The organism is Xanthomonas sp. LF02-5, from assembly GCF_034105325.1.
Taxonomy (GTDB): Bacteria; Pseudomonadota; Gammaproteobacteria; order Xanthomonadales; family Xanthomonadaceae; genus Xanthomonas_A; species Xanthomonas_A sontii.
Genome location: NZ_JAXGGF010000003.1, coordinates 40,953 through 55,903, shown reverse-complemented (window position 1 = coordinate 55,903; position 14,951 = coordinate 40,953). Strand labels below are relative to the sequence as shown.

9 protein-coding genes and 1 riboswitch are annotated in these 14,951 nt (G+C 69.5%); of the genes, 5 read left to right on the top strand and 4 right to left on the bottom strand.

Annotated features, from left to right (window positions below):
* Positions 1-150: 150 nt before the first annotated feature.
* Genes SLW52_RS09395 through ilvC form a run of 3 tightly spaced genes read right to left on the bottom strand, consistent with a single transcriptional unit; the run spans position 151 to position 3,155 of the window.
* On the bottom strand, positions 151-399 hold the full coding sequence (locus SLW52_RS09395; RefSeq protein WP_017910519.1) for an ACT domain-containing protein: 249 nt from the start codon (positions 397-399) through the stop codon (positions 151-153).
* Positions 383-2,104 (bottom strand): acetolactate synthase 2 catalytic subunit, encoded by a 1,722-nt coding sequence (gene ilvG / locus SLW52_RS09390; protein ID WP_267102087.1) that lies wholly within the window; start codon positions 2,102-2,104, stop codon positions 383-385. Before ilvG ends, SLW52_RS09395 begins: the two co-directional genes overlap by 17 nt.
* A gap of 43 nt (positions 2,105-2,147) precedes the next feature.
* Positions 2,148-3,155 (bottom strand): ketol-acid reductoisomerase, encoded by a 1,008-nt coding sequence (gene ilvC / locus SLW52_RS09385; RefSeq protein WP_010343386.1) that lies wholly within the window; start codon positions 3,153-3,155, stop codon positions 2,148-2,150.
* Between the two features lie 490 nt (positions 3,156-3,645).
* Here ilvC and ggt point away from each other — a divergent pair, with 490 nt between their 5' ends.
* Positions 3,646-5,367 (top strand): gamma-glutamyltransferase, encoded by a 1,722-nt coding sequence (ggt, locus tag SLW52_RS09380; RefSeq protein WP_043094834.1) that lies wholly within the window; start codon positions 3,646-3,648, stop codon positions 5,365-5,367.
* Between the two features lie 22 nt (positions 5,368-5,389).
* Here the strand turns inward: ggt and SLW52_RS09375 are convergent, their stop codons facing one another.
* Positions 5,390-6,961, bottom strand: coding sequence for a BCCT family transporter (locus tag SLW52_RS09375; protein WP_017914891.1), 1,572 nt, complete (start codon positions 6,959-6,961; stop codon positions 5,390-5,392).
* Positions 6,962-7,328: 367 nt separating this feature from the next.
* On the opposite strand from SLW52_RS09375, the gene SLW52_RS09370 reads away from it, so the two are divergent.
* The 4 genes from SLW52_RS09370 to SLW52_RS09355 all read left to right on the top strand — a co-directional run bounded on the left by SLW52_RS09370 (position 7,329) and on the right by SLW52_RS09355 (position 14,880).
* Entirely contained in the window at positions 7,329-9,185 is a 1,857-nt protein-coding gene (locus tag SLW52_RS09370) for a methyl-accepting chemotaxis protein (protein ID WP_267084221.1), read from the top strand.
* Between the two features lie 212 nt (positions 9,186-9,397).
* Positions 9,398-9,498, top strand: a riboswitch (TPP riboswitch).
* A gap of 111 nt (positions 9,499-9,609) precedes the next feature.
* On the top strand, positions 9,610-11,487 hold the full coding sequence (gene thiC, locus SLW52_RS09365; protein WP_267106710.1) for a phosphomethylpyrimidine synthase ThiC: 1,878 nt from the start codon (positions 9,610-9,612) through the stop codon (positions 11,485-11,487).
* Between the two features lie 149 nt (positions 11,488-11,636).
* Positions 11,637-12,302, top strand: coding sequence for an ion channel (locus SLW52_RS09360; protein WP_017910513.1), 666 nt, complete (start codon positions 11,637-11,639; stop codon positions 12,300-12,302).
* Positions 12,303-12,564: 262 nt separating this feature from the next.
* On the top strand, positions 12,565-14,880 hold the full coding sequence (locus SLW52_RS09355) for a winged helix-turn-helix domain-containing protein (protein WP_320744243.1): 2,316 nt from the start codon (positions 12,565-12,567) through the stop codon (positions 14,878-14,880).
* The last annotated feature ends 71 nt before the right edge of the window (positions 14,881-14,951 follow it).

Genomic DNA, 14,951 nt, shown 5'->3' with positions numbered 1-14,951 from the left:
GGGACCCGGGAAAAGCGGGTTCCCGGAGAAGAGACCTCCGTGGAAGAAGACACCTCCGCGCAGTCCTGGCTTTCGCGCGTCTCGCGCTGCGCCTGACGTCCGCGGCGACCGCCACGGGTCCCGAGTCCCGGGCCCCGGGTCCCGACCGCCTCATACCACCCCATCCAGCGCGGTCACGCGCACCGATTCGCAGTCGTAGACCTTCTCCATCTGCAGGCGCAAGGTCTCGCCGGGACGGTTGCCGTCCACCACCAGTTGCAGGTGCCAGCGGCCGGCGTCCTCGGCCACCGGCGCGCCGCTGATCGAGATCGGCGCGAAGCCGCGGCGTTCGGCCATGCCGATCGCGCGCAGCAGGGCGCCGTCGATCGGTTTCAGCACCAGGTCAAGCTGGTAACGCATGTGTCGTCTCCTGGCGCTGGGCAGCGGGATTGCTTTCCAGCATGGTGCTGTTGGCGGTGTTCGGCGGCACCAGCGGCCACACGTTGGCGCGGGCGTCGATGGCCACGTGCAGCAGCGCCGGGCCCGGCTGCGCCAGCAGCTCGGCCAGCGCGTCGTCGACCTGGCCGCGCGCGGTGATGCGCTTGGCCGGGATGCCGAACACCTGCGCCAGCGCGGCGAAATCCGGGTTGTCCGAGAGGTCGATCTCGCTGTAGCGCTCGGCGAAGAACAGTTCCTGCCATTGCCGCACCATGCCCAGCGAGCTGTTGTCCAGCAGCACGATCTTCACCGGCAGCTTGCAGCGGGCGATGGTGACCAGCTCCTGCACGTTCATCATGAAGCTGCCGTCGCCGCTGACCAGCACCACGGTGCGGTCGGGGCAGGCGAACTGCGCGCCCATCGCCGCCGGCAGGCCGAAGCCCATGGTGCCAAGCGCGCCGCTGGTCAGGTGATTGCGCGGGTGGTTGAAGCGGCAGTGCTGGGCGACCCACATCTGGTGCTGGCCGACGTCGCAGGCGATCACGGTGTCGGCCGGGGCCAGTTCGCTCAGCCGCTTCAGCAGGCCGGGCGCATAGATGTCCTGCCCGGGCGCGTCGTAGCGCGCGCCGAACTTCTCGCGATGGCCGACGCAGCGGGCGTGCCAGGCCTCGCAGGTGCTGGTCGCCGCGGCCAGCGCACGCAGCGCCTGCGCCACGTCGCCGGGCACGGCGATGTCGGCCTGGCGCAGCTTGGAGATCTCGCAGGCGTCGGCGTCCAGGTGGATGACCCGTGCGAACGGCGCGAACTCGGCCAGCTTGCCGGTGGCACGGTCGTCGAAGCGCGCGCCGACCACGATCAGCAGATCCGACTCCTGCACCGCCATGTTGGCGGCGCGGGTGCCGTGCATGCCGAGCATGCCCAGGTAATGCGGATGCGCGTGCGGCAATGCGCCCAGGCCGCGCAGGGTCAGCACGGTGGGGATGCGGGTGGCCTCGACGAACGCGCGGAACGCATCCACCGCATCGCCCAGGGCGATGCCGCCGCCGCCGTAGATCACCGGCTTCTCGGCGCCGGCGATCGCCGCCAGCGCCTCGGCCAGCACCGCGTCCTGCGGCGCCGGCGGGGTCGGCACCGCCGCCGGCACGTGCGCGGGCAGATGCGTGGCATCGGCCAGCTGCACGTCCTTGGGCAGGTCGATCAGCACCGGCCCCGGCCGCCCTTCGCGGGCGATGCGGAACGCGTCGCGCAGCACCTGCGGCAGGTCGTCCACGTGCCGCACCAGGAAGCTGTGCTTGACGATCGGCAGGGTCAGGCCGAACACGTCCAGCTCCTGGAACGCGTCGGTGCCCAGCAGCGGTGTGGCGACCTGCCCGGTCAGGCAGATCATCGGCACCGAGTCGAGCATCGCATCGGCGATGCCGGTGACCAGGTTGGATGCGCCCGGGCCGGACGTGGCGACGCACACGCCGACCCGTCCGCTGGCGCGGGCGTAGCCGTTGGCGGCCAGCGCCGCGCCCTGTTCGTGGCGGACCAGGATGTGCTTGAGCTGGCTGTCTACCAGCGCGTCGTAGAACGGCATGATGGTGCCGCCCGGATAGCCGAACAGCGTGTCCACGCCTTCGGCTTCCAGGGCCTGCGTCAGCCAGCGCGCGCCGTTGCGGGGCGTGCCGTGAGCGGAGGAGTTCATACGGTGGCGACCTTTCGGTGGAAGCGGGTGGGGGAGCCGCGGATTACGCGGCCTTGGTGCCGCCGGCGGCCGGTGCGGCAGCGGCGTCGCCGTTGAGCCACACCATCTTGGCGCGCAGCTGCTTGCCGACCGTTTCGATGGGGTGGTCCAGATCGGCCTGCTTGAACTTCTTGTAGTTCGGCAGGCCGGCGTCGTATTCGGCCACCCAGTTCTTGGTGAAGGTGCCGTTCTGGATGTCGGTCAGCACGTCGCGCATGCGCTCCTTGGTCGCCGCGTCGATCACCCGTGGGCCGCTGACGTAGTCGCCGTACTGCGCGGTTTCGGAGACGAACTCGAGCATGCGGGTGATGCCGCCTTCGTAGAACAGGTCGACGATCAGCTTCAGTTCGTGCAGCACTTCGTAGTAGGCGATTTCCGGCTGGTAGCCGGCTTCCACCAGCACTTCGAAGCCGGCCTGCACCAGCGACGAGGCGCCGCCGCACAGCACCGCCTGCTCGCCGAACAGATCGGTCTCGGTCTCTTCCTTGAAGGTGGTCTTGATCAGGTTGGCGCGCGCGCCGCCCAGGCCGGCGGCGTACTCCAGCGCGAACTGCTCGGCCTTGCCGCTCTTGTCCTGGTACACCGCCCAGATGCACGGCACGCCGCGGCCGATCTCGTACTCGCGGCGCACCAGCGCGCCCGGGCCCTTCGGCGCGACCAGCACCACATCCAGGTCGGCGCGCGGCTTGATCATGTCGAAGTGCACGTTCAGGCCGTGCGCGAACAGCAGGCACGCGCCCTGCTTCATGTTCGGCGCCAGCACTTCTTCGTACAGCTTCTTCTGCACCATGTCCGGGGTCAGCACCGCGACCAGGTCGGCGTCCTTGACCGCCTCGGCGGGGCTCTTCACCACGAAGCCGTCGGCCTGCGCCTTGGCTTCGGTCGGGCCGCCGGCACGCAGGCCGATGGTGACGTCGAAGCCGGACTCGCGCAGGTTCAGCGCGTGCGCGCGGCCCTGGCTGCCGTAACCGACGATGGCGATCTTGGTGGTGGGCTGGGCGGAACTGGTCATTGTGCGGATGTCCTTGAACGGTGTTGGAGTGGAGAGGGGTCTTGCATTCGTGGTCACTGAAACGAAAAACCCCGCGCCGTTGCCGGTGCGGGGTCTGATCGAATCCTGGCTGCTTGTCGCTTACACGCCGGTTCGTCCCGCACTTGTGGGCGAGGTAATAAGCACGAGTACGAGGAGCGACGCAGCAGCGTCCGCGCGCAATGCGGCGGGCTGGTGGGTCGGCTTCGGGCGGGTGTGGCGCTGCAACATGCAGCGAGATAACCATGGGCTTTGCGCGACTGTCAACTGTGTTGCGGGCCTCCGCAGGCGAATGTGCCGAAAGCCGCGCCAGCACTGCATGGTTACGCATGAAACGGAGGTGGCGCAGTCGACGAATGGCGCCAATTGCGCGGAAATCCGGCCTTTGCGATGGCGCGATGTGAGCGCCTGCGCGGCGGCACCCGCCGCACTCGGGTACGGTGGGCGTCCCCTGTTCTCCGGAGAGCCGCGCATGTCCGTTTCGCTTCCTTCCCTGGCGCGCCTGGCGCTCGCGCTGGCACTGGCGACGTCGGTGCCGGCGCAGGCCGCCGACCGCATCACCGGACAGCCGTTCGCCACGCGCTCGGAAGTGATCGCCCCGCACGCCATGGCCGCCACCTCGCAGCCGCTGGCCACGCAGATCGCACTGGAGACCATGCGTGAGGGCGGCTCGGCGGTGGATGCGGCGATCGCCGCCAATGCCGCGCTGGGGCTGATGGAGCCGACCGGCAACGGCGTCGGTGGCGACCTGTTCGCCATCGTCTGGGATCCGAAGACGCAGAAGCTGTACGGCTACAATGGCTCCGGCCGTTCGCCGAAGGCGCTGACCCTGGCCGAGTTCCAGCGCCGCGGGTTGAAGGAGATCCCGGCCACCGGTCCGCTGCCGGTCTCGGTGCCCGGTGCGGTCGACGGCTGGTTCGCGCTGCACGAACGTTTCGGGCGCAGGACGATGGCGCAGAACCTGGCGCCGGCGATCCGCTACGCCCGCGACGGCCATCCGGTGGCCGAGACCATCGCCTACTACTGGGATCGCTCGGTGCCGCGGCTGTCGCAGTACCCTGGCTTCAAGGAGCAGTTCACCATCGACGGCCACGCCCCGCGCAAGGGCGAGCTGTGGAAGAACCCGAACCTGGCCGACACCCTGCAGCAGATCGCCGACGGCGGCCGCGACGCGTTCTACAAGGGCCCGATCGCGCGCACCATCGATGCCTACTTCAAGGCCAACGGCGGCTTCCTGCGCTACGAGGATCTGGCCAGCCACCACGGCGAATGGGTCGAGCCGGTGTCCACCAACTACCGCGGCTACGACGTGTGGGAACTGCCGCCCAACAGCCAGGGCATCGCCGCGCTGCAGATGCTCAACATCCTGGAGGGCTACGACTTCTCCAGGATCCCGTTCGGCTCGGCCGAGCACGTGCATCTGTTCACCGAAGCGAAGAAGCTGGCCTTCGCCGATCGTGCGCGCTTCTACGCCGACCCGGCGTTCCAGCCGGCGCCGCTGGCGCGGCTGATCTCCAAGGACTACGCCGCGCAGCGGCGCGCGCTGATCTCGATGGACCGCGCGCTGAAGGAAGTGCAGCCGGGCACGCCGAAGCAGTTGGAAGAGGGCGACACCATCTACCTGACCGTCGCCGATGCCGACGGCATGATGGTGTCGCTGATCCAGTCCAACTACCGCGGCATGGGCAGCGGCATGGCGCCGCCGGGGCTGGGCTTCATCCTGCAGGACCGCGGCGAGATGTTCGTGCTGCAGAAGGACCATCCCAACGGCTACGCGCCGGGCAAGCGTCCGTTCCAGACCATCATCCCCGCGTTCGTGACCAAGGACGGCAAGCCGTGGCTGAGCTTCGGGGTGATGGGCGGGGCGATGCAGCCGCAGGGCCACGTGCAGATCCTGATGAACCTGATCGATTTCCACATGAACCTGCAGGAGGCCGGCGACGCGCCGCGGATCCAGCACGATGGCTCCGCCGAGCCGACCGGGCAGGCCACGCCGATGCGCGACGGCGGCGAGCTGAACCTGGAAACCGGCTTCGCCTACGACACCATCCGCGAACTGATGCGCAAGGGCCATCGGGTGATCTTCGCCGACGGGCCGTACGGCGGTTACCAGGCCATCGCGCGCGACCCGGACAGCGGCGTGTACTACGGCGCCTCGGAGAGCCGCAAGGACGGGCAGGCTGCCGGTTATTGAGGGACGCCGCGCGCGGCGGCGTTCATTCCTGTGCGCGGGGCGCCGCCGCGTCTGCGTCGTCCCGCGCCGCCTGTTCGCGCGCGATCCAGGCCTCGATCATGTGCCTGGCGCGTTGCGCCTGGCGGCGTTGGCGGTTGGACTCGGCATCGAGCACGCGGTACAGCGATACGATCACCAGCACCATCAGCAAGGCGAACGGCAGCGCCGCGATGGTGATCACGCCCTGCAGCGCATCCAGGCCGCCGGCCAGCAACAGCACCGCGGCGATCAGCGCCACCGCCACGCCCCACACCAGCTTGCGCGCCAGCGGCGGGTCGCCGGCCTCGTCGGTGGACATGCTGGCCAGCACCAGCACCGCCGAATCGGCGGAACTGACGAAGAAGATCATCAGCAGCAACAACGCCACGCTCGACAGCAGCAGCGACCCCGGCAGGCTGTCGAACAGGGTGAACAGCACCGTCTCGTAGCCGTTGTGCAGCGCCTGCAGCATGTCCACGTGGCCGAACAGCTGCGACCACAGCGCGGTGCCGCCGAACACCGAGAACCACAGGAAGCCGAGCAGGGTCGGCGCCAGCACCACGCCGACGACGAATTCGCGCACGCTGCGGCCGCGCGAGACGCGGGCGATGAACGCGCCGACGAACGGCGCCCAGGCGATCCACCAGGCCCAGTAGAAGATGGTCCAGTCGGCCACCCAGCGGTCGCCGGAGAACGGCGACATGCGCAGGCTCATCGTCACCAGTTGATTGAGGTAGGCGCCCAGCGTGGTGGTGAAGGTGTCGAAGATGAAGCCGGTGGGGCCGAGCACCAGCACCGCGGCCAGCAGCAGTGCCGCCAGCGCCAGGTTGATGTTGGACAGCCACTTGATGCCGCGTTCCACACCGGTGCTGGTGGACAGCATGTACAGCACGAAGGCCACGCCGATCACCGTCAACTGCAACGGCACTCCGGCGTGCACCCCGAACACGCGCTGCACGCCGGCGGCGATCTGGATGGTGCCGAAGCCCAGGGTGGTCGCCACGCCGACCGCGGTGGCCACCACCGCGGCGATGTTCACGCACTGCCCGATCCAGCCGCGGTGATGGCGGCCGATGACCGGCTGCAGGATGTCGCTGATCAGCCCGCGGCCGTTGCGGTTGTACTGGAACCAGGCCATCGCCAGGCCGATCAGCGCATACACCGCCCAGGGATGCAGGCCCCAGTGGAAGAAGGCGTAGCGCATCGACGCGCGTGCCGCCTGCATGCTCTCCGGCGCCAGCCCCTCCGGCGGTTTGAGGAAATGCGAGATCGGCTCGGCCGCACCCCAGAACACCAGGCCGATGCCCATGCCGGCGGCGAACAACATCGACAGCCAGCTCCCGCGCGAGAAATCCGGCTCGGCGTCTTCGCCGCCGATGCGCAGGTTGCCGAAGCGACCGAACGCCAGGTACAGCAGGAAGCTCAGGGTCAGGAACACGATCAGCAGGTACAGCCAGCCGGCACTGCGGATCACGTCCGTCAGCGCGGTCTGCACCACGTCATTGAAGGGGCCGGGGGCAACGCCGGCGATCAGGACCAGCAGCGCCACCAAGGCGATGGAAATGCGAAACACCATGGGGGCGTGTCTCCAGTCGTGGAACGGATGAGAGGCGCTACGGCCGTCAGACCGACCCACGGCAAACGGGCGGGGAGACGACGCAGCGGGTCTGCACCGGCGTCGCGTCGCGCCCATGGCGTGTGGCCTGCCGCATCGCAGTGCCGGTGCACTGCACGGTCGCGCCACATCGAACGTTTGGCGCCAAATCCAGGAGCGGTCGGGCGTTGCGATGGCCCCATGTTCGCGAAGACGACGTCATGGTCGTGTCGTCGGCAGGTCTGCCGATGCGCATCCCTTGCATGATGGTGATCCCGGTTGGAGCGTGTGTCGCTGCGAGGGCGCGGCAGGAGCCGATACCATGGCCGCAGCACTGAGGAAGACGCCGATGGCCTTGTTCTCACGCAGTCCCGATGCCGACGCCGCGCCCATTGCCGGTTTGCCGGATGCCCCGATCGCGCTGTTGCGGCTGGAGCCCGACGGTCGCGTGAGTGCCGCCAACCGTGCCGCCCTGGACCTGCTGGGCGTCTCGGCCGAAACGCTGCTCGGCGCCGCCAGCGAGGCGGTCTGGGGCTTGCCGCTGTCCGCCCTGGTCGACAGCGAAGGCAGTTGGCAGGCGCCGGGGGGCGATCCCGCGCGCCGCGTGCGCTACCAGCGCGACCGCGATCGTGGCGGTCAAGGCTGGCTGCTGTCGCTGCCGCATCCGGAAACCGCGGCACTGTTGCGCGACGTCGCGCTGCTCGCCGAGGGCCAGCCGCAGGGTGCGACCAGCCCGGCGCTGCAGGCGGTGGCGCAGCGGATCCAGGAGGGCGTGACGGCGCAGGCGCTGCTCGATCGGGTCGGCGAGCGGCTGACCGGCTGCGATCTGGATCTGGGGCTGCACACGCCGCTGTCGGCGCAGGAGGCCGAGGCGATGCCGGGGCGGCGCCTGTCGGCCGGTTTCGGCAACCTGGCCGAGGCGATCCGCCAGGCGGTGGCGCTATCGCTGCAGATCGCCGCCGACGTGCCGCACGTGGTCGCCGAGAACGACGAACTGGCGCGGCAATCGCAGACCCAGCTCGATGCGCTGCAGACGGTGCTCGCCACCACCCGGCAATTGCTGCAGAGCCTGCACGAGATGGATCGCGACCTGCGCGCGGTGATCGCGGTGGCGGCCAGCGCAGACGACAGCGCCCGCCAGGGTGTGGAGGCGGCGCGCATCCTCGGCCAGGCGATGCAGGAGGTGGCGCGGCGTTCGGCGCGCGCCAACCAGGTCATCGAGGTGATCGATGCGGTCGCGTTCCAGACCAACATCCTCTCGATCAACGCCAGCATCGAAGCAGTGCATGCCGGCCCGGCCGGGCGCGGTTTCGCGGTGGTCGCCACCGAAATCCGGCAACTCGCCGAACGCGCTGCCACCGCGGCACGCGACGTGCGCAGCATCATCGGCGAGACCGGCACCGCCCTGCAGGACAGTGCGGCCTCGGCGCAGCGCACCGAGCAGGTGCTGGGCGGCATCGGCGCTTTGCTCGGCCGCGCCAGTGCGGCGATGGAGGCGGTGGCCGGCCGCATCGCCACGCAGAGCGGAGAGATCGGCGGCATCGACCGTGCCATCGAGCACGTGGTCGGACTCAGCCGCAGCAATCTGCAGCACGCCGCGCAGGTGGTGCAGCGCAGCGCCGACCTGGCCGCGGGCAGCGACACCCTGCACGACTGCGTGAATCTGTTCCGGCTGCCCGCCGATCCGATGCGCCAGCCACGGCATGCGCGCGTGCGCGATCTGGCCCAGGCCGCTGCGGTCAGCGTCGGCCTGGCCTTCGAGGCAGCGCTGATGCGCGGGCGCATCGGCGAGGAGGCGCTGTTCTCCACCGAGTACGTGCCGATCCCCGGCATCGACCCGCCCAAGTACCGCACCGCATTCGATGCGTTGTGCGACGAGCTGTTGCCGCCGCTGCAGGAGCCGCTGCTGGCCGCGCATCCGTGGATCGTGTTCGCGATCTGCGCGAACGTCGACGGTTACGTGCCGACCCACAATCTGCGCTTCAGCCAGCCGCTCAGTGGCGACCGCGCGCGCGACCTGATCGGCAACCGCAGCAAGCGCATCTTCGCCGACCGGGTCGGCCGCAATGTCGGCCGCCACACCGAGCCCTATCTGCTGCAGGTGTATCGGCGCGATACCGGGCAGATCCTGTTCGACCTGTCGGTGCCGGTGCATGTCCGCGGGCGCCACTGGGGCGGCTTGCGCGTGGCCTACATGCTGGAATGAGCCGGCGCGCGCGTTGGCACAAAAATGCCGCCGGCAGTGCCGGCGGCGATGAGAGAGAGCTCTGATTCTTGTGCGCGCAGGCTAGGCCGGCCACGTGGCCGCGGTTTGTCGCCGGCGCCGCCGCGTGTGGCGGTGCTGACACATGCGCGCGGCGGCTGTGCCGGCGTTCAGCCGCATCGGTTGGCGGCGAGCGGCGGAAACGGGTCTAATAGCCGCAGAAGCGGGGGTACCGTCGGCGCAGGCCGCGGTTGAGACAGTCCCTTCGAACCTGATCCGGTTGATACCGGCGTAGGGAAGCTTCGCAAGTCCGCTGCGGGCGCGTGCGCGTCCGGGGCGGGCCCGCGCCGCCGCTTCGTCCGAGATGCGAGTCCGCTCGCACCCGTCCCGCTTCCCCTGCGGGTCACTTGAACCAGGACGAACGCCGATGAACGCCGTACCCAATCCGCTGCAGCAGCAGACCGACACCTTGTCCGCGGCGGTGACCCGCCCGATCCCCGGTTCGCGCAAGATCTTCGTGCAGGGCTCGCGCGCCGATCTGCAGGTGCCGATGCGCGAGATCGCGCTGACCCGCACGCCCACCGTGTTCGGCGGCGAGGAAAATGCCCCGGTCACCGTCTACGACACGTCCGGGCCGTACACCGACCCGCAGGCACGGATCGATCTCGGCGCCGGCCTGGCGCCGCTGCGCGCCGCCTGGATCGCCGAGCGCGGCGACAGCGTGGCGCTGGCCGGGCTCAGTTCGCAGTTCGGGCGCGCGCGCGAGGACGATGCGCGCCTGCAGGCGGTGCGCTTCCCGGCGAGGCGTCTGCCGCGACGCGCCCGCGACGGCGCCAACGTCACCCAGATGCATTACGCACGGCGCGGGATCGTCACCCCGGAAATGGAGTTCGTGGCGATCCGCGAGAACCAGCGCCTGCAGGACCTGCGCGATGCGCAATTGCGCGTGCAGCATCCCGGCGAAGCGTTCGGCGCCGCCATCCCGCGGCAGATCACGCCCGAGTTCGTGCGCGACGAGATCGCCCGCGGCCGCGCCATCCTGCCGTGCAACATCAACCATCCGGAAAGCGAGCCGATGATCATCGGCCGCAACTTCCTGACCAAGATCAACGCCAACATCGGCAACAGCGCGGTCAGCTCCGGCATCGCCGAGGAAGTGGAGAAACTGGTGTGGGCGATCCGCTGGGGCGGGGACACGGTGATGGACCTGTCCACCGGCAAGCACATCCATGAGACCCGCGAATGGATCGTGCGCAACTCGCCGGTGCCGATCGGCACCGTGCCGATCTACCAGGCGCTGGAGAAGGTGGATGGCCGCGCCGAGGAACTGACCTGGGAGATCTTCCGCGACACCCTGATCGAGCAGGCCGAACAGGGCGTGGACTACTTCACCATCCATGCCGGCGTGCTGCTGCGCTACGTCCCGCTGACCGCCAAGCGCCTCACCGGCATCGTCTCGCGCGGCGGCTCGATCCTGGCCAAGTGGTGCCTGGCGCATCATCGCGAGAACTTTCTCTACACCCACTTCGAGGACATCTGCGAGATCATGAAGGCCTACGACGTGGCCTTTTCGCTGGGCGACGGCTTGCGCCCGGGTTGCATCGCCGACGCCAACGACGCCGCCCAGTTCGGCGAACTGGAAACGCTGGGCGAATTGACCAGGCTCGCCTGGAAGCACGACGTGCAGACCATGATCGAGGGCCCCGGCCATGTGCCGATGCAATTGATCAAGGAGAACATGGACAAGCAACTGCGCGAGTGCGGCGAGGCGCCGTTCTACACGCTGGGGCCGCTGACCACCGACATCGCGCCCGGCTACGACCACATCACCTCGGCGATCGGCGCGGCGATGATCGGCTGGTTCGGCACCGCGATGCTGTGCTACGTCACGCCCAAGGAGCATCTGGGCCTGCCCAACCGCGCCGACGTGCGCGACGGCATCATGGCCTACAAGATCGCCGCGCACGCCGCGGACCTGGCCAAGGGCCATCCCGGCGCGCAGGTGCGCGACAACGCCTTGTCCAAGGCGCGCTTCGAGTTCCGCTGGGACGACCAGTTCCATCTCGGCCTGGATCCGGAGAAGGCGCGCGAGTTCCACGACGAGACCCTGCCCAAGGACGCGCACAAGCTGGCGCATTTCTGTTCGATGTGCGGACCGCACTTCTGTTCGATGAAGATCACCCAGGACGTGCGCGACTACGCCGCCGAGCACGGGGTCGACGCGGAAGCGGCGCTGCAGGCCGGCATGGCCGAGAAGTCGGCGCAGTTCCTGGCGGCTGGCGCGCAGGTGTACCGCGCCGAGTGAGCGCACGGTGGTCGGCGCCGCAGGGCGCCGCCGCTACTGCCGACATGGACCTGGCCGTGCGTGGGTGTGCGGCGTGCGCCGCGATCATGACGACGGCGTCATCCACGCGCGCGTCTATGATGCGCGCTGGTCGCCACAGGGAATGTCTCATGCTGCGCTATGCGTTCGCGCTGCGTCGCCATCCGTCCGCGCTGTTGCTCGCGGTGCAACTGCTGGGCGTGCTGCTGTATCCCTGGATGGAGGACACCGCGGCCGGGCGCGCGCTGTTCGGCGCCTTCGGCATCGTGGTGCTGGCGCTGGCGTTGTGGGTGGTCAACCGCGGACCTTCGGCGCTATGGATCGCCTGTTGCCTGGCGCTGCCGTCGGTGGCGCTGTCGATCGCCGCGGCGCTGCTCGGCAACCCGGCGATGACCGCCTGGGCGCAGTTGCTGGAAAGCCTGCTGTACTTCTATACCGCCGGCAGCCTGATCGCCTACATGCTGCAGGACCACGTGGTCACCCGCGACGAGCTCTATGCGGCCGGCGCCACCTTCACGCTGCTGGCCTGGGCCTTCGCGTTCGTCTTCGCGGTGTGCCAGCAATGGCTGCCGGGCAGCTTCACCGCGGCCGTGGACGCGGCCTCGCCGCGGACCTGGATGGAATTGCTGTATCTGAGCTTCAGCGTGCTCTCGGGCGTGGGCCTGAGCGATGTCGTGCCGGTGCAGCCGTTCGCCCGCGCGCTGGTGATGATCGAACAGTTCGCCGGCGTGATGTACATCGCCCTGGTGGTATCGCGACTGATTGGGCTCAGCGTCACACGCCACATGAAGACGTGAACGTCGCGTAAAAAAAGCGCGCCCAGGGGCGCGCAGTCATGGAGCGATTATGTGAATTTCGTCGGCGGAGAGAGAGCCTGAATGCGTCGTCGCGGTTGGCGGCGGCGATGACTAGAGTAGAATTCGGTGACAAGCCGCGCTTGGCGGCATCCGCTGCCTCGTTTTGCCGAGTTTGCTCGTTGGCCTCTGTCGCGGGGCCGCGCGTGGCCGCGCAGCCGCCGCATTCGCGGCACCTCCCTCACGGCGTTCTTCGTTGTCCAACATGGTTTCCTCATCGTTCGCCACACCGACGCTTCCGCAACGGATGCAGGTGGGCGATTGCCTGGTGCTGCTGTCCTTGCGCGAGGTGCACGCCCCGCGCGCGCGCCGGCCGCAACGGCTCACGCCCAAGGCGATGGGCGTGCTGCGGGTGTTGCTGGGGCAGCCGGGTCAGGTGGTGGAGCGCGAGGCGCTGTTGGCGCAGGTCTGGCCGGACACGCAGCCGACCAACGATGTGGTGACGCAGGCCATCACCCAGTTGCGCAAGGCGTTCGCGGCCGGCGTGCGCGGCGAGGCTCCGGTGTACATCGAGACCCTGGCCAAGACCGGCTACCGCCTGGTGGCACCGGTACAGGCCTTGCCGGATGTCGAGGCCGAGGCGGGCGCGGCGGCGGCTCCATCGCCGGACACGGACGCCGCCGCGGAGACGGCTGCGGCGCGTGTTCCGGCCATCGCCCCTGCGGCGCGGCGGCGCGCGCCGTCATGGCTCGCCGCTGCCGCCGGTGCGGCGTCGATGCTGGTGCTGGCGCTGGCCTGCTGGTGGTGGTTCGCGCGCCCCGAGGCCGTGCCCGCCGACAGCGCCGAGCAGGAACGCGTGCTGGGCAGCCCCAAGCGGCCGTACCGGCTGATCACCGCCATGTCCGGGTTCAAGCTGGAGCCGGCGCTGTCTCCGGATGGCGCGCAGGTGGCCTATGCCGCACGCGCCACCGGCAGCGATGGCACCCAGCTGCTCATCCAGCCGACCAGCGGCGCTGCCGGCAGTACGCCCCCGCGCTCGCTGGGCGTCCCGGCCCGCGGCGCCTCCGACCGCCTGCCCGCCTGGTCGCCCGACGGCACGCACATCGCCTTCGCCCGACTCGGTGCCGACCGCCAGTGCCGGGTGATGCTGGTGCAGGCCGACGGACGCACGCCCGCGCGCGAGGTCGCGCGCTGCGACGACAGCGAATTGCTCAGCTTCGACTGGACGCCGGATGGCCGCGGCCTGGTGTTCGGCAGCATGAACGGGCGTCAGCCGGCGCGCGGCATCCGCGTGCTGGATCTGGGCAGCGGGCGCTGGACGGCGCTGGATTATCCGGTTGCCGCCGGCGATTTCGATTACGCGCCGCGCTACTCGCCGGACGGCAAATGGATCGCCTTCGTGCGCAATCCGCAGATGGGTGGGCTGTGGCGGATGCCGGCGGCTGGCGGCACCGCCGAGCCGTTGACCCACGAATTCGCCGAGATCCGCGGCTGGGACTGGGCGCGCGACGGGCAGGGCATCGTGTTCGGGCGCCGCGTCGATGGCGAGACCCGGCTGTACCGGCTGGACACCCAGACCCGGCGCCTGCGCGACCTGGGGTTGAGCGATGCGCAGGCGCCGCGGCTGGCGCGCGACGGCGGCAGCCTGGCGTTCGTGCACCGGCGTCCGCAGTTCGCCGTGTATCGCATCCGGGCGGGAGCGGCGGATGTGTCGCGCGAGCGCCAGCGGCTGTTCGCGTCCACCGGCCGCGACGGCCAGCCGAGCATCGCGCCCGACGGGCGCCAACTCGCCTTCACCTCCGATCGCGACGGCAGCTACGCGCTGTGGTGGGGCGATGTGCGCCAGCCGACCTCGTTGCGGCTGATCGAGGGCGTGCGGCCGGAGACCCGGCAGCCGCTGGCGTGGTCGGCCGACAGCCAGGCGTTGCTGGTCAGCGGCCGCGATGCGCAGGGGCATTCGGCGATCTATGAGATCCGGCCGCAATCCGGCAGTGTGGCGGCCTTGCCGGTGCCGGCCGGCGAGCCGCTGCAGGCGTTGTACACCACCGAACCCGGTCAACTGCTGGTCCTGCTGGGCGAGAACGGCCGCACCCGCCTGCAGTTGTACGACCGGCGCGCGGTGCCCTGGCGGCCCTTGGCGAGCTTGCCGGATGTTTCCCAGGTCCGTGCCGATCCCGCCACTGGGGAGATCCTGTTCACCCGGCTCGCGCGCAGCGGCCTGTGGCGTGTCGATGCCAGCCTGGATCTGGCCAGCGTGCGTGTCGTGGACGACAGTCTGCCGTCGCTGTGGCGCTACCGCAACTGGGCGCTGGGTCCCGAGGGTGCGGTGCATTACCTGTTCCAGACCGGCGAATGCGCCAGCCGCATGGCGCGGATCGACGGTGGCCTCGCTGCGAGCGTGTGCCTGGACCGCGACCACTTCAGTGCGGTCAACGGCTTCAGCATCGATCCGCGCAGTGGCGACGCCTATGTGGCACTGGCGGTCGAGGATGGCAGCGAGATCGGCTTCATGCGCGTGCACGAGCAGCCGGAATGGTTCTCGACCATCTCGCACAACTGGCTGATCCGGAAGGAAAAATAGGCTTCGTAAGTTGTTCGTAAGGGCGTCGTGGCGATTTCGGACAACTATCGCCAAGACGTCCTGACCTGCCG

Excerpts from the sequence above, each read along its gene's own strand:
- SLW52_RS09375 (WP_017914891.1), bottom strand. The coding sequence starts at position 6,961 with ATGGTGTTTCGCATTTCCATCGCCTTGGTGGCGCTGCTGGTCCTGATC.
- SLW52_RS09395 (WP_017910519.1), bottom strand. The coding sequence starts at position 399 with ATGCGTTACCAGCTTGACCTGGTGCTGAAACCGATCGACGGCGCCCTG.
- ggt (WP_043094834.1), top strand. The coding sequence starts at position 3,646 with ATGTCCGTTTCGCTTCCTTCCCTGGCGCGCCTGGCGCTCGCGCTGGCA.
- ilvC (WP_010343386.1), bottom strand. The coding sequence starts at position 3,155 with ATGACCAGTTCCGCCCAGCCCACCACCAAGATCGCCATCGTCGGTTAC.
- SLW52_RS09370 (WP_267084221.1), top strand. The coding sequence starts at position 7,329 with ATGGCCTTGTTCTCACGCAGTCCCGATGCCGACGCCGCGCCCATTGCC.
- thiC (WP_267106710.1), top strand. The coding sequence starts at position 9,610 with ATGAACGCCGTACCCAATCCGCTGCAGCAGCAGACCGACACCTTGTCC.
- SLW52_RS09360 (WP_017910513.1), top strand. The coding sequence starts at position 11,637 with ATGCTGCGCTATGCGTTCGCGCTGCGTCGCCATCCGTCCGCGCTGTTG.
- ilvG (WP_267102087.1), bottom strand. The coding sequence starts at position 2,104 with ATGAACTCCTCCGCTCACGGCACGCCCCGCAACGGCGCGCGCTGGCTG.
- SLW52_RS09355 (WP_320744243.1), top strand. The coding sequence starts at position 12,565 with ATGGTTTCCTCATCGTTCGCCACACCGACGCTTCCGCAACGGATGCAG.